This window comes from Aestuariibius violaceus, assembly GCF_040779325.2.
Lineage (GTDB): Bacteria > Pseudomonadota > Alphaproteobacteria > Rhodobacterales > Rhodobacteraceae > Aestuariibius > Aestuariibius violaceus.
The window spans coordinates 24,326-38,159 of record NZ_JBFONT020000011.1 but is presented as its reverse complement, the minus strand read 5'-3'; the positions used below and the strand labels follow the sequence as shown (position 1 = coordinate 38,159).

Genomic DNA, 13,834 nt, shown 5'->3' with positions numbered 1-13,834 from the left:
CACACATGGACTGGCGCATCACACTGGAAGCGGTCGGCCCGGCCGGCGACGACTATCGCAAGGAATTTATGGTCACGAAGGACCTCGATGGTCTGACAAGGGGCTGCGTGGGCTGCAGGATCGACGACGGAAAGTCGATCATCATGGCGCAGATCTAGCAGATCGTTGTCGAGCGTGAGCTGGACCTCTGGGTCCGGTACTGCCGCGCCTGCCCAACTTATGAAGGTCGGCTCCCGATCAAGGACTACAACAAGCGCACTCTGCTCACCGTGTTTGGCCCGGTATCGCTGAGCGTTCCGCGTCTGGTTGTCTGCCAGACCTGCCACCCCGGGACATGTTTCGGCTTTTCACCAGTGGCGGATATCTGCCCGGATCGTGCGACACTTGAGCTGCTCGAACTGTCCGCCAAGATGGGCGCGCGGTTCTCGTACAGAGAGGCTTCAGAGGTGTTGGCGACCTTCTTGCCAGGCCAGAAAGCGTCCCGTTTCACCACACTGCGCCATCGCACGTTGGCGGTCGGAAAGCGCATTGAAACCACCGAAAGGCATCAACATTGGCATGAGACATTGGACTACCAAAACAGGAAGCAGCTCGAGTTGGACATGTCAGACGATCCGGCCAGCGAGTTCGTCTTCAACGTCGACACGGCCCACATCCCCTTGGTCAGACATGAGTTCGGTCCCACCTTCGAGGCCGTTGTTGGACATTGTGGCAGTGGCGCGCGGAGCAGCTCTCCCGGTCCGGTCTTCGCGTTCGAGGGGACCCGACCGAAAGAGCTGAAGGCCGTCGCAACCCCGGCCCTGAAAAGACAAGGCTACGCGGATCGCGGCACCATCACGGTGATTTCCGATGGCGAGGAGTGTTTGAAACGACTATCCGGTATGCTCCCACAGCCTGTGATGCACATCCTGGACTGGTTTTATATCGCAATGAAGATCCAGCCTCTCGCCCAGCTTGCGGCCACAGCGCCGGAGGCTTTGGCCTCACTTGGCGAAAGCATAGAAAGGATCAAGTGGCGGCTTTGGAATGGGCAAGCGGGGCGAGCGCTCTCACTCATGAAAGAGTTGCGCCGGGACTTGCGTGAACAAGAGATGGTATCGATCTGGGAGAGACGCACGGACAAAAGCCTTGAAACGCTTCAGACCTACATCCGCAGGAACACGGGCTCGGTCGTCAACTATGGCACACGGTATCGCTCGGGCGCGCGGATCGCGACGTCCCCAGCGGAGGCAACTGTCAACAGGCTCGTCGCAAAGCGCTTCATCAAGAAGCAGCAGATGCGATGATCTCGCGCAGGAGCGCACTACCTGCTGAAAACGCGCGCGGCGGTGCTCAATGGAGACCTGTCCGAAAGCACGCGATACGATCTGCCGAAACATCCCGTCCAAGGGAACCTGGCAGCTTTCATCAGCCCAAAGCTCCCGCTGTTCAAGATCGCTGAGGCGGCGTGACCCCATAGAATTGAACGGTCTCTCCGTAGATTCTGATTAACTAGGGTACAGTGACATCGGCCGCCAGGGCATAACCGCCGCCCCATTCGGTCACCAGCAGTCGCGGGTGCGCGGGGTCGTCCTCCAGCTTTCGGCGCAGACGTACGACCGCGTTGTCGATGGCCCGATCATATGCTTTCGCCTCGCGTCCCTGTGTGAGGTCGAGCAAACGTTCGCGTGAGAGGACAGTGCGGGGATTGTCGAGGAAAACGGCGAGCAGGCGGGCCTCGCCAGAGGTCAGCGCGGCGGTGCGCCCATTCTGGTGTGCAAGCGTGCGGGCTGCAGAATCGAACGACCAGCCCCCGAAGTCTCGTTTCTCCAGCGTGACCTCGGCCCCGGGTGGCTGTGCCCGGCGCAGGACAGCCCGGATGCGCGCGAGTAACTCACGCGGCGAGAACGGCTTCACGACATAGTCGTCGGCACCGAGTTCAAGGCCCAGAACGCGGTCAGCGTCCTCGGTCATCGCCGTCAGCAGGACGACCGGCGGTCCTCCCCGATCGACCAGCCAGCGCGTCAGCGACAGCCCGTCCTCACCCGGCATCATCACGTCGACCACCGCCAGATCGACCGCCCGTTTCTCGACCGCGCGCCGAGCTCCGCTAGCGTCTGCGGCGAGCGTCGTGCGGTAGCCGTGTCGGCGCAGGTAGAGGCCGAGTGGCTCTCGGATATCACGGGCATCGTCGACGATGAGGATGTGCGGTTCGGCTTCGGTCACGGCCTCAATCTAGCGGAGGGCGCGGCGCTACGGACAGGTGTTTTGTCGCGAAGTGTGTCAGGCCCCCGCCCCCGCGACGATTGGCGACAAAGCCATGCTCGGAAAGGTCTTCGATGCATGGCAGGCCAGTCTCAGATCAAGCATGCCGGTTGCAGCAATCGCAGACCGTTCCGCTTCAGACAGGAGACATCCATGAGAACCCTCACACGATCCATCTTCATCGCTGCCACACTCGCGGCCGGGGGCGCGATGCTCGCCGTTGCCCAGGGCGTGCCCGGTCCAGACGCTCCGGCCGCAGAACCTGCGGGACCGTCTGCAAACGAGCGGCTGGCGCCCGCGCAGGCTCGCGGCGAACGTGCCGGCGACGTTAGACATAGCCGCCGCAGCCGGGCGCAACGGAGCGGTCTGGTTGGTGTGTTCGGCCCTGGCAACCTCCGCACGCTCTTTGCAGAACTCGATGCCGACGGAAGCGAGACCGTCTCGCAGGACGAGATCGACGCTTTTCTCGCGTCCGAGGTCGCGGATGCCGATACAGACGGCGACGGCAGCCTCTCCCTTACAGAGTTTGAGCCGATCTACATCGCCCGCATCCGGGAGCGGATCGTCGATCGGTTCCAAGACCTCGATGCCGATGGCTCCGGCGCGATCACCGCAGACGAGATCGATACCCGCTTCGGCGATACCGTGTCCCGCCTAGACCGGGACGGTGACAACGCTCTGACGTTAGAGGACCGCGCCTCACGACGAGTCCGCGACTGAACTGATCTCAGCTTCGACAAGGAAGGATAACCCATGCGCCTCATTCCGATTGCCATGTGTCTCACCGCCCTCGGTCCGACCACGTTGCGCGCCGAGACCTTCCAGGCCGACGTCTGGGCCGACAACTGGTTCGAGATGCGGATCGACGGCATCCCGATCGCCGAGGACAGCGTGCCGATCACTACCGAACGGTCTTTCAACGCCGAGAGCTTTGCTTTCGAGGCAGAACGACCCTTTACGATCGGCCTCGTCGCCCGCGACTTCATCGAGGACGATACCGGACTCGAATACATCGGCACGCGCCGTCAGCAGATGGGCGATGGTGGGGTTATCCTTCAGATCGTCGATGCTGCCGGTCGCCCCGTCGCCCTGTCCGGCGCGGACTGGCTGTGCCAAGTCATCCACGCCGCCCCGCTCGACCCGGCCTGCGCAGCCGAGGCCAGCCCTGTCGCAGGGGAAGGGGCGTGTGGCTTCGACATCGCAGAGGAGCCGGACGGATGGGACTTGCCCGGCTCCGACGCTTCGGACTGGCCCCAGGCCACGATCTATTCCCCGGCCGCCGTCGATCCGAAGGACGGCTACGACCGGATCGCCTGGTCTCCCGAAGCTCAGTTCATCTGGGGACCGGATCTGAAGCGAGACAATACGATCCTCTGCCGCCTCACCGTCGAATGAGATCGCTTCGGGAAACCAGAACCGCAACTGATGAAGGAGCACGCAATGATCTATCGCCACCTCCTGACCGTTATGCTCGGCGGCCTCGCCCTTACCGGTGAAGCCCAGGCCCATGGTGAGCATTGCGAGGCAATCGCTGCCTCCGTCGCTGACGCGGGATTTGACGACAGCGTCACCGTCACCTGCAGCGACGCGCATGCCGTCCTTCGATCGGACACCTATCCTGACCACGAGATGATGACCGGCATCACCGGCACGAACGAGCAGGTGCCTGTCCCCGCCGACTACGCGGTTCCAGTCCTGCTAGATCCGGTGCCGGGAACCGTGCCACTGACCCGGGACTCAGCGCTCGGCGTCGCGGTGAACGGCGTGCCCATCTTCGATTACACGGCCGGCGGTGAGATGAGCCAAACGGACCTGGCCCACCACCAGGCGCATCACGACACCGTCCAGACCGGCCAGCTCGATGCCTGCGGCGGCCATGAGGGGCGCGGCGACGACTATCACTATCACGCCGAGCCGGTGTGCATGATCGCACAGATGGAGAATGCCGGTCCCGACGCGATCATCGGCTGGGCCTTCGACGGCTATCCGATCTACGGTCGCCTGAACCCCGACGGAACCGCGATCCCGGACGGCGCCCTCGACATCTGCAACGGCCAGCCGGACGAGACGTTCGGATATCGCTACCACACCTCCGAAGGCGCGCCCTACATCGTGCAATGCCTCATGGGCGAGGTCGCCGCCTTCGACGCGCTGCCACGGGTGCGGGCCCTGACGACGGCGGACGGCGGTGGCGTCGACCCGGGCCGGCCTCCGCGTGGCGGTGTCGAGGGTCTCGTCTTCACCGAGAGCGCCGACGGAAGCCGGAGTATGGATTACACCTACGAGGGCGAAGACTACTACATCCGCTACGCCCCCTCTGAGAGCCCCGGCTGCTACGACTTCACGACGCGCACCGTCACCAATGGCGGCCAGGTCGTGAGCGGGGAGTACTGCCGGTGAGCCGCGGAGTTCCCAGACGGGTCGTCCCTTTGAGGGAGAAGTGGGGTATGCCGCCTGCCGACGAGACCGAACCCTCACACGCGTCGGCGAGGTACACACCGCTGCAGATCACGCTGCACTGGCTCACGGCGGCACTGTTGGTCGCCCTGGTCGGCTCCGGTCTCGCCTATTCTGCGGACCTCGCCGAACGGGCCGCGATCTGGGTCCACCAAGTATCGGGCCAGATCCTGATCCTCGTCGTGGCCCTGCGGTTTGTCGTCCGCTTCTTCGCGTCGCCTCTCCCGGCCGACCCGGACCACGCGGTATGGGAGCGGCGCCTCGCGGCCTTCACCCATCTCGGGCTCTACGTGACGCTGATCGCCATGGCAGCGACCGGCTATGTCGCGGCTTCGGCACTCGGCCACACAGCGTTAGCACTGCCGGTGAGCCAGAGCTTTGCACGATCAGATGCCGGCGAGGCCCTGCTATTCGCCCACTTCGCCCTAAAATGGGTCCTGCTCGCGCTCGTGGGCCTGCATCTCGCCGGTGTGCTCAAGCACGCCCTGCAAGGCCGGGACGGCACGCTGTCCCGGATGACATTCCAACCTCGAAAGGAGAAAGAGAATGCATAAACTGACGCGTCGCCATGTCATCCACGTCATTGCCACCGTCGGCGCCTCTTCCACCGGTGTGTTCTGCCCCGCGCTCCTGAATGCGCAACCCGTCACGCTCGTCGATTGGGAAGGCATCCCGACAGACCGCCCTATCGGCGAGGACCGACTGATCGAAGTCGACGGCGGTACGGTCGAGGTCGACATCTCCGAGCTGGAACCCGGTGAAGTCGCTGTCATCGCGCGCCCAACCGACGACCCGGCCTATTCCGAGACGGGAATGATCCAGTATGTCGCCGTCCACTACAGAACCAACGAGCAGATTGCCTTCGGCGAGATCAACGACCGCGCGGGCACCGTGCAGGACCCACGCTACTTAGTAGTCACCCTCCTCTGCACCCATCGCGGAAGCGCCATCGGCCTGACCGGAAACCCCGAGACGCCCTTCGCCTGCACCGACCTGCGCGACCGCCATTCCTCCTTCTTCGACCCGACGGGTCGCGGCATCGCGGGCGCTTCGGAGGACGAATACCTGCCCATCCCCGACTACCACCTCACCACTTCGGATGACGCAGTTTTGCTGTCTCTCGCATAGGCGCCACGCGTGCAGAAAGTGCACGGGCGGCCCCGACACTCGGCCAACGGAGGCGATACGGATGACGACGGTAATTAGGACGCTCATGCAGGGCATATTCGCCGCTGCGATCCTCGTCAGCGCTTGGGTCTACGCGTTTGGCGTCCCCGATGCGTTGCGGCTTGGCGAGATCGATCAGTCAGCAGAAATTGACTCAGAAAGATCAGGTCGCGCTCCTGGTGGAACCCGTGACAGGCGGCAGGCCGAGACAACCGTCGTCGCTGGTCCCCTTTCGGTGGAGCCGTACACCGACATGTTGCACGCCATCGGAACCGGCGACGCGCTGCACAGCAGCACGGTGATAAGCGAGGTGTCCGGGCGCGTCGTCGAGATCCATCTCACTGCGAACACGACTGTCGCGGTGGGAGAGGCCCTCGTTCGACTGGAAGCGCGAACCGAGGAGATCGACGTCGAGACGGCAGAGCTTGCGCTCGCGGAGGCGCAGAACACCTTTGCGCGCTACGAAAGCCTGCGTAGCTCCGGGAACTCGGTAGTCACCGATGTCACCCTAGCCGAGGCCAGCACGGACATGGCTATCGCCGAAGCTGAACTGCGACAGGCGCAGGCAGAACTGGACGAACGGACCATCAGGGCACCGATCTCAGGACGGCTCGGCCTATCCGATGTCTCCGTTGGTGATATGCTGTCGACAGGTGACACCGTGGCGCGTGTCGAAGACACTGCGGCTATACTCGTCGTGTTCGAACTGCCGGAGCGGGCTATCCCCCTCCTCGCGATCGAAGAGACCGTCCTCGCCAGCACACCATCCTTACCGGGCCGCGTGTTCGAAGGGCTCATCACAACCCATGACAACAGGCTCGACGAGACGACCCGCAGCGTGACCGTCGAAGCGCGTATCGAGAATACGGATGGCGTCTTCTGGCCTGGAATGACCTTCGCCATTCGCGTCGAGCACATCTCGGACCCTTTTGCCGTGGCGCCAGGCACCGCGCTGATCTGGAACCGGACCGGCCCGAATATCTGGGCGGTCCAGGACGATACGGTTGAGGCTGTTCCGGTGACGATCCGCCATCGTCAGGGCGACTTGGTCTGGATCGAGGCAGACGTTGCGGCGGAGGATCTCATCGTCGTGACCGAAGGAGCGCACAAGCTGCGCTCGGGTAGCCGGGTGGCGATCGTGCCCTCCGAACCAGAGGATCCAGCTGCCCCTAGGGTGATGTCTGAGCCTTCCGAAGAGTCGTCTGCGGTGCGCCCCGACCTAGCGGAACGGGGGGCAAGTTTGTGACAGTCGCCAACTCCAATTTCCAACACGATCAAGGGCAACGCGGCATCGCCCGCCTCTTCGTCGCGCGGCCAATCCTAGGGATCGTGCTTAATCTGCTGATCGTGATTGCGGGCTTCGCCGCCCTAACGGCGGTGGATGTGCGCGAGATGCCGGATGTCGACCAGCCGGTTCTGTCGGTGCGAACCGACTATGACGGCGCCGCCCCCGCTATCGTCGATCAGGAGGTGACGCAGGTGCTGGAAGACGCGCTGCGCAGCCTCGATGGCCTCTCCGATATCTCGGCCACCTCAAGCACGGGGTCGAGCCGCATCACCATCGATCTCAGCGAAGGGACGGACATCGATGTAGCTGCCAACGAGGCGCGCGAAATCGTGTCCGAGACAGTTCGGTCGCTGCCGGAGGATATCGACGATCCGATTGTGACCAAGAGCGACAGCAATTCCGATCCCATCATTCGCCTCGCCCTGTCAGGCGACGCGAGTATCGCGGACATGACGGAGTTCGCCGAAGGAACGCTCTACGACCGGCTCTCCGAAATAGACGGCGTGGCGGAGGTCACGGTTCGGGGTGCGCAAAACTACGAGTTCCGCATCGTGGCCACGATGCCCTCACTACTTGCGCGGGGGCTAACCTTCGAAGACCTCGCCGACGCGCTGGAAGTCTTGCGCGACGACACGCCCCTGGGTGACGTTGAGAACAGCGCCCAATCGATCACGGTGCGGCCAGCCAGCCCCGAAGTCACGAGCGAAACGATTGAGCAACTCCCCGTCGATGCGACCACGCGCATTGGGGATATCGCTCTCGTCCAGTACGTTCCCGAAGACGCTGACTCAGCCAGCCGCGTCAACGGAGAGACCTCCGTCGGGGTAGAGATCACCCGGCAGTCGGTCGGCAATACGCTTGCAATCTCACGCGCGGTCAATACCGCTCTGGACGACCTTCGACCCGTCCTGCCGGACGGGATCGAGCTGATCGTGACCTCGGATGACGGCATATACATCGAGGCTTCGATCACCGAGGTGGCGCGATCGATCGGGATCGCGACGCTTGTTGTTGTCTTCGTCATCTTCCTCTTCCTGCGCTCCGCCCGTGCAACGATGATCCCGGCGGTCACGATCCCGATCGCGCTGATCGGGACGGTGGCGGCGATCTGGCTGACAGGCTTCTCGGTGAACACGATCAGCCTGCTTGCGCTGGTGCTTGCCACTGGCATGGTTGTGGATGACGCCATCGTCGTGACCGAGAACATCGTGCGCAAGCGGAGGGAGGGTATGGGACCACTCTCCGCCGCTGTCGCTGGGGCGAACGAGGTCTTCTTCGCCGTCATCTCGACGACCGCGACACTGGCGGCCGTGTTCGTTCCCATCTCGTTCCTGCCGGGCCAGGCTGGCGGTGTCTTTAGTGAGTTCGGTTATGTCCTGGCCTTCAGCGTCGCCATCTCGTCGGCGACGGCGCTGACGCTGACACCGATCATGGCGGCCACCTTGGATCCTGGCGCGGCTCGCGCGAAGAAGGTGCGCGGGTCCAGACCTGCGCCTTCCCGTTTCGAGAGGGGTTTCGACCGAGTGGTAGACGCTGCGATCCGCGCCCCACTCATCATCATGGGCATCGCCGTTGGCTTCGCAGTGATCGCCACGGGGTCCTTCACGACCCTGCCATCGGCAATCACGCCTGACGAAGATCGCGGCTTCTTTCTCGTGGCCGCGCGCGGCCCGAACGACGCAACCCTTTCCCTCATGCAGGAGCAGGTCACCGAGATTGAGGCACGGCTCGTCCCTTATCTGGAGACAGGCGAGATCGCAGCGGTGCAAAGCCTGATTGGGCGAGGCGGAACCAACAACGCCTTCATCGTCGTACGCTTGGCAGACTGGGTTGAGCGTGACCGCCCACAGCAGGCGCTCATGGCGGAGCTAGGCGACGTCCTCTCGGACATGCCGCTCGTGACTGTCTCGACCCGCTCGCCCAACAGCCTGAACATCCGGGGTGGTGGGCGGGGACTACAATTCGCGGTCACCGGGACAGACATCGACGAGGTGACGGCCGCCGCCGGCACGCTGGTCGAGGCGATGTCGGGCAACGCGACCTTCGTGAACCCGCAGCTTTCGGCTGAGACGGTCGAGGCGCAGATGCAGGTCGAGGTCGACGCCGATATGGCAAGCGTGCTCGGCCTCACCCCGCAGGAGATAATCGCAACCGTCGGCGAAATGATCGGTGGTCTCGAAGCGATATCGGTCTTCCTAGATGACACCGAGGTGGCGCTGCGCATCGTGCCTGGCGGTGGACCACCGATCGATGATCCGACCGACCTCGCATCGATCTTCGTGACCACTGATGCAGGCGAATTCGTGCCCCTTTCCGCCGCTGCGTCCCTGAGCACAGTGGTCGATCCGACCTCAATCTCGCGCGAAGATGGGGCGCTTGCCGTGACGATCCAGGCCAATCTGGGCGCGGATCTCGATCTTGGCGACGCGGTCGCCGTTATGCAGGAAATCGCCGTGGACGTGCTCCCTTCGGGCACGGGGATCACGCTGCTCAGCGAAGCCGCTTCGCTACAGGAGAGTGAGAGCGGCATGATCCTTGTCTTCGGTGCGGCGATGCTTGTCGTGTTCCTGGTGCTCTCCGCGCAATTCGAAAGCTTCGCCAGTGCCGTCGTGATCATGCTCACCGTACCCTTCGGCCTTGCCGCAGCGGTCATGGCAATCCAGCTCAGCGGTGGCTCGCTCAACTACTACAGCCAGATCGGGATGGTCATGCTGATTGGAGTGATGGCCAAGAACGGCATCCTCATCGTGGAATTTGCGAACCAGCTGCGGGCTAAGGGGCAAGACATCGACAGCGCGATCCGCGACGCGATGCGACTACGGATCCGTCCGGTGATGATGACGATGGTCTCGACCGTTTTTGGCGGACTACCACTGATCCTGAGCACGGGCGGCGGCGCTGAGGCGCGGATTGCCGTGGGATGGGTGATCGTCGGCGGACTCGGCTTCGCAACGCTTTTCACGCTTTCCCTGACACCCGTTCTTTACCGCCGCATCGCGATCCTTGGCGCCGAGCCCGGACGGGCCGAAAGGCGCCTGCAATCTGAAGCGCGCGGCGCGGGCCGGGAGGCGGTCGTCGCCGAGTCACGGCCTATGGAGACAGCGTAGTGGAGGCACGTTTCCCTGTGCTTCGGTAACGGCCTTCAAATGGGGAAGACTTAGGCGATCAGCATCGACCTGACACGCCGCCGCTGACCTCGAGTACTGGGCATACGACCCCCGACAGCGATCCAAATCGGACGAGAGCAAAAAACAGGAGGCGACTTCAATGAACGAACAGACCCATCAAGACTTTGCGCTCGGCGGACGGGCTTCCAAGCGCCCGGAGGTCAGCATGAAAACACTTGGTATCACGCTTGCTCTGACGCTTTTGGCCGTTAGCGCGGCTCAGGCGCACGTGACGATCACCGTCGACGGCGACCAGCGCTGTATCACATCCGATGGCGTGCCCGATCACGAAACCGGCCCCTGGCGGGCCGGGGCCACGGTGCAAGAACAGGACCACCGGTTTTGCATGGATGCGACGCCAGAGCTGACAGGCACCGTCACCCATAGGGCTCGTATCTCGGGTATCACGGTGACCGGCATCCCCCTGCGCCCGGGTACTGCAGAATACTACGATCCGTCGTCTGAAAGCGGCTACTCGCGTGAACCGTCTTCGGGATGGAACGTCGAAGGGATCGGCGGGCTGATCATGGACGCACAGAATGCGCATGTGGACGGTGACGGGATGTATCACTACCACGGCATCCCCTCCGCGGTGACGGGCGCGCTCTACGGTACGCTCTTCGGCTATGCCGCGGACGGGTTCGAAATCCACTACGTGGGCGCCCAGGCACAATCGTCCTGGCAATTGAAACCAGGAGAGCGCGCCTCCGGCCCCGGTGGCGCCCACGACGGCACCTATGTTCAGGATTACGAATTCGTTGCGGGCTCCGGCACTCTGGACGAATGCAACGGGGCACTGCTCGACGGGCAGTATGTCTACTTCGCAACCGACACCTACCCGTTCTTCCCGCGCTGCTTCAAAGGAACGGTGTCGAGTGACTTCACCGGCGGGCGCGGTGATCGACCGCCGCGCGGCAACCGACCTTCACCCGATAACCGGACCCCGCCGAGTGAGTGACGATGGCTGCAAATCGCTGTAGGGCCGAGCTGCATTCAATACGTGGGCTGGTTCGTTAGAGTGCACCAATCCGAGACGGTTCGCTGAAACAATCTGGATGTTTCAGGAGGGTTCATCGCGGTCTATCGTAACACCCTTCATAGTCGGTCTAGATGCTAGTGAAACGGATCGACCAGCTCCCATCGGCCCAAAGCCGCCGTCTAGCAGTGCGCTGCACGCTGTGGTGCAGCTCTCCTTGAGAATGCCCCTTGTCACCATGAAAGCTCTCACACCCGACCGTGGTCACGTCGGTAACGATAACCGAGAACTATCATTCCCCCTCCGAAACTGTGCACCACTCAGGATGTTGCATTTCAATGTCCCGAGCACTCTCGAACGCTGCTTCCAAGAGATCGGAAACCAGATCGCGCTTCGGGAGGTTCGCGTACACGCAGCGGACCTTCAATACACGAGGGACGATCTCTGTCGGTAAGACGACCAATCGCCCGGTTGCAATATCTTCGGCCACCGCGATTGCCGGAATGGCCGCTATTCCCATGCCTTCCTGCAGCATCCAGATGAGCGTCCCGAGCGAATTTGCGCTGTGTGATACGGCGGTTGGGCTCCGGTCGAGACCGGCGGTCAGCGAGAACAGTGGTGACGTCCGCGGATAATGCAAAAGCGGCAACGACGCGAGATCAGCCTCAGTCAGCATCTGGCCCTCTTTTCCGACAAGCGATGCCGAGGCGATCCACCGAACCGCGTAGTTCACGGTGAAATGACGCGGTAGTTGGACGCGCGGCGCGACATTCGACAAGAACGCGACGTCGATCTCCGCCGTCGGCAGATACCTGGTCAATTGATGGTCGGAGGCGCTGACCACATCTACCGGCAGGCCTGGCCAAAGGTCCTCGAGCCGCGCCAGTAGGCCCGGCATCCATGTCTTGAGCATCAGCGAAACCGCGGCGATCCGGATACGCTCGCTCTCGGACGTCGCGCTGTCGCCACCGACCATGCGTGCTTTCAGATCCAGCATTCGCTCGGCAAGGATTGCCATCTCCTGTCCCCTCTCTGTCAGAGCGAAACGCGATTGCGATCGGTCCACGAGATCGGTCCGCAGAAAATCCTCAAGCGCACGCACGCGTGACGAAATGGCTGGCTGGGTAACGAGCAAGCGATCTGCCACGCGCTGATACGTTCCGAGTTGGCAAAGCCAGTAAAAAGCCTCGACGTGTTTCAGGTTCATAACGACACTATGATACATTTTTCTTATAACAATCAGAAATTTTTTGATTTTGACCAGGGGAACTTAGTTTCCAATGCTTGGCGCATGAAGGATTCCGTCTCATCCGCCGAGAATCTGCGGCACCGGTTCAAAAGCGGGAACGCGCTTCGGGCGAGTTGGCTCTTTCTCGGCAGTCCGTCGACGACGGAAATTCTCTCGCTTGTCGGCTTTGATTTTCTCATCCTCGACCGGGAGCATTCGCCTGGTGATCTCGACACTCTCTATCATCAACTCCGCGCCTCGCGGGTTCCCGTGATCGTCCGTGTCGCGTCGCCGGATGCGGACGCGATCAAGCTCGCGCTCGACGCCGGTGCGGCCGGAATCGCACTCTCGAACCTGGCTTCGCAGGAGGACGCGGCAGCACTTGTCCGCGCCACGCGCTACACCCCCCGCGGGACGCGCGGCATCCAGCGTCTGAGCCGGGCGAGCGACTATGGACTCGGATGGGACAGTTACCGGCGCGGGACCGGCGCGGCGCCGGTGGTCATCGGCCTGATCGAGACGCGCGGCGGGCACCACAATCTCGATGACATCCTCACTGTCGAGGGGCTCGACTGCGTTTTCGTCGGCGCGGTCGATCTCGCCTGCGACATGGGTCATGTCGACCAGATGGACCACAAAGAGGTCCGTGACGCGATCCGCGACATCGAAGGCCGCGTCGCGTTGTCCACCGTCATGCTCGGCGGACTTGCGTCCGGTGCCGAGGACGCCGAGGAGAAGGTCGCGCGCGGATATCGCCTGCTGACCTTCGGGTCCGATGCGCTCTATCTCCGCGACGGCGCCGTGGCCGCAGAGAAGCAGTCCAGGATGGTCCTGCGATGAAGCTGTCAGTATATCTCCGCCAGCCCGACCTGTCGCTCTCGATGCTGCTGCTACTGAGCTTCGTTATCCTCTGCTCGCTCCAGGTCGTCGTCAGGTTCCTGCTGCCGATCCCGTTCTCCTGGACCGAGGAACTCGTCTCAGCCTCGGTCATCTGGATGACCTTTCTTGGTGTGATCGCCGTCGAACGGCGTCAGACCCATATCCGGGTCGAGCTTCTTGACGAGATGCTGCCGCCAAAGCCGCTCGCTATCGTGTATGGCGTCTTCGATCTGACGATCCTCGCCTGCCTCGCCGCGATGATCTGGGGTGGATGGGAAACGCTGCACGAGACGTCGTTTCAAAAGACCCCTGCCCTCGGCATTCCGATCAATGCGCTCATCGGGGTTGTTCCGGCGGCGTCTGTGGCGCTCTTCGTCATTGTGCTCAGGAACATGATTGGCCGTTTCCGCAAGGCCTGGAGCTAGAGA

The 13,834-nt window shown here is 62.7% G+C and carries 14 protein-coding genes; 12 read left to right on the top strand and 2 right to left on the bottom strand.

What is annotated here, in order from left to right:
* The first annotated feature begins 5 nt into the window (after nucleotides 1-5).
* Together AADZ90_RS20065 and AADZ90_RS20060 are read left to right on the top strand one after the other, a co-directional pair.
* On the top strand, nucleotides 6-158 hold the full coding sequence (locus AADZ90_RS20065; protein WP_367312298.1) for a hypothetical protein: 153 nt from the start codon (nucleotides 6-8) through the stop codon (nucleotides 156-158).
* A gap of 195 nt (nucleotides 159-353) precedes the next feature.
* Nucleotides 354-1,286, top strand: a complete 933-nt coding sequence (locus AADZ90_RS20060; RefSeq protein WP_367312299.1) for a hypothetical protein — start codon at nucleotides 354-356, stop codon at nucleotides 1,284-1,286.
* A 205-nt stretch (nucleotides 1,287-1,491) separates the two neighbouring features.
* Here AADZ90_RS20060 and AADZ90_RS20055 read toward each other — a convergent pair whose 3' ends face one another.
* On the bottom strand, nucleotides 1,492-2,205 hold the full coding sequence (locus AADZ90_RS20055) for a response regulator (RefSeq protein WP_367312300.1): 714 nt from the start codon (nucleotides 2,203-2,205) through the stop codon (nucleotides 1,492-1,494).
* A 192-nt stretch (nucleotides 2,206-2,397) separates the two neighbouring features.
* Between AADZ90_RS20055 and AADZ90_RS20050 the strand changes: the two genes are divergently transcribed.
* The 8 genes from AADZ90_RS20050 (at nucleotide 2,398) to AADZ90_RS20015 (ending at nucleotide 11,281) form a co-directional block, all read left to right on the top strand.
* Nucleotides 2,398-2,964 carry an EF-hand domain-containing protein gene (locus AADZ90_RS20050; protein ID WP_367312301.1) on the top strand — a complete coding sequence of 189 codons (567 nt, stop codon included), beginning with the start codon at nucleotides 2,398-2,400 and terminating at the stop codon, nucleotides 2,962-2,964.
* 33 nt (nucleotides 2,965-2,997) lie between these two features.
* Nucleotides 2,998-3,639: a PEBP family protein gene (locus AADZ90_RS20045; protein WP_367312302.1), complete on the top strand. Its 642-nt coding sequence runs from the start codon at nucleotides 2,998-3,000 to the stop codon at nucleotides 3,637-3,639.
* A gap of 45 nt (nucleotides 3,640-3,684) precedes the next feature.
* On the top strand, nucleotides 3,685-4,644 hold the full coding sequence (locus AADZ90_RS20040; protein WP_367312303.1) for a YHYH protein: 960 nt from the start codon (nucleotides 3,685-3,687) through the stop codon (nucleotides 4,642-4,644).
* A gap of 47 nt (nucleotides 4,645-4,691) precedes the next feature.
* The gene (locus AADZ90_RS20035) at nucleotides 4,692-5,255 is read left to right on the top strand and encodes a cytochrome b (protein ID WP_367312304.1); all 564 of its coding nucleotides are present in this window, start codon (nucleotides 4,692-4,694) and stop codon (nucleotides 5,253-5,255) included.
* A complete protein-coding gene (locus AADZ90_RS20030) occupies nucleotides 5,248-5,829 on the top strand; it encodes a hypothetical protein (protein WP_367312305.1) in 582 nt (193 codons plus the stop codon). Before AADZ90_RS20035 ends, AADZ90_RS20030 begins: the two co-directional genes overlap by 8 nt.
* A gap of 61 nt (nucleotides 5,830-5,890) precedes the next feature.
* Nucleotides 5,891-7,114: an efflux RND transporter periplasmic adaptor subunit gene (locus AADZ90_RS20025; RefSeq protein WP_367312306.1), complete on the top strand. Its 1,224-nt coding sequence runs from the start codon at nucleotides 5,891-5,893 to the stop codon at nucleotides 7,112-7,114.
* Nucleotides 7,111-10,263 (top strand): efflux RND transporter permease subunit, encoded by a 3,153-nt coding sequence (locus AADZ90_RS20020; protein ID WP_367312307.1) that lies wholly within the window; start codon nucleotides 7,111-7,113, stop codon nucleotides 10,261-10,263. Before AADZ90_RS20025 ends, AADZ90_RS20020 begins: the two co-directional genes overlap by 4 nt.
* Before the next feature lie 226 nt (nucleotides 10,264-10,489).
* A complete protein-coding gene (locus AADZ90_RS20015) occupies nucleotides 10,490-11,281 on the top strand; it encodes a YHYH protein (RefSeq protein ID WP_367312308.1) in 792 nt (263 codons plus the stop codon).
* Nucleotides 11,282-11,591: 310 nt separating this feature from the next.
* Here AADZ90_RS20015 and AADZ90_RS20010 read toward each other — a convergent pair whose 3' ends face one another.
* Nucleotides 11,592-12,506, bottom strand: a complete 915-nt coding sequence (locus AADZ90_RS20010) for a LysR family transcriptional regulator (RefSeq protein ID WP_367312309.1) — start codon at nucleotides 12,504-12,506, stop codon at nucleotides 11,592-11,594.
* A gap of 84 nt (nucleotides 12,507-12,590) precedes the next feature.
* On the opposite strand from AADZ90_RS20010, the gene AADZ90_RS20005 reads away from it, so the two are divergent.
* Nucleotides 12,591-13,367 carry an HpcH/HpaI aldolase family protein gene (locus AADZ90_RS20005; protein WP_367312310.1) on the top strand — a complete coding sequence of 259 codons (777 nt, stop codon included), beginning with the start codon at nucleotides 12,591-12,593 and terminating at the stop codon, nucleotides 13,365-13,367.
* Nucleotides 13,364-13,831 carry a TRAP transporter small permease gene (locus AADZ90_RS20000; protein WP_367312311.1) on the top strand — a complete coding sequence of 156 codons (468 nt, stop codon included), beginning with the start codon at nucleotides 13,364-13,366 and terminating at the stop codon, nucleotides 13,829-13,831. The genes AADZ90_RS20005 and AADZ90_RS20000 overlap by 4 nt, the downstream gene beginning before the upstream one ends.
* Nucleotides 13,832-13,834: the final 3 nt, after the last annotated feature.

Coding starts and splice junctions, on each gene's coding strand:
- AADZ90_RS20065 (WP_367312298.1), top strand. CDS start 6: ATGGACTGGCGCATCACACTGGAAGCGGTCGGCCCGGCCGGCGACGAC.
- AADZ90_RS20050 (WP_367312301.1), top strand. CDS start 2,398: ATGAGAACCCTCACACGATCCATCTTCATCGCTGCCACACTCGCGGCC.
- AADZ90_RS20045 (WP_367312302.1), top strand. CDS start 2,998: ATGCGCCTCATTCCGATTGCCATGTGTCTCACCGCCCTCGGTCCGACC.
- AADZ90_RS20040 (WP_367312303.1), top strand. CDS start 3,685: ATGATCTATCGCCACCTCCTGACCGTTATGCTCGGCGGCCTCGCCCTT.
- AADZ90_RS20035 (WP_367312304.1), top strand. CDS start 4,692: ATGCCGCCTGCCGACGAGACCGAACCCTCACACGCGTCGGCGAGGTAC.
- AADZ90_RS20030 (WP_367312305.1), top strand. CDS start 5,248: ATGCATAAACTGACGCGTCGCCATGTCATCCACGTCATTGCCACCGTC.
- AADZ90_RS20025 (WP_367312306.1), top strand. CDS start 5,891: ATGACGACGGTAATTAGGACGCTCATGCAGGGCATATTCGCCGCTGCG.
- AADZ90_RS20015 (WP_367312308.1), top strand. CDS start 10,490: ATGAAAACACTTGGTATCACGCTTGCTCTGACGCTTTTGGCCGTTAGC.
- AADZ90_RS20010 (WP_367312309.1), bottom strand. CDS start 12,506: ATGAACCTGAAACACGTCGAGGCTTTTTACTGGCTTTGCCAACTCGGA.
- AADZ90_RS20005 (WP_367312310.1), top strand. CDS start 12,591: ATGAAGGATTCCGTCTCATCCGCCGAGAATCTGCGGCACCGGTTCAAA.
- AADZ90_RS20000 (WP_367312311.1), top strand. CDS start 13,364: ATGAAGCTGTCAGTATATCTCCGCCAGCCCGACCTGTCGCTCTCGATG.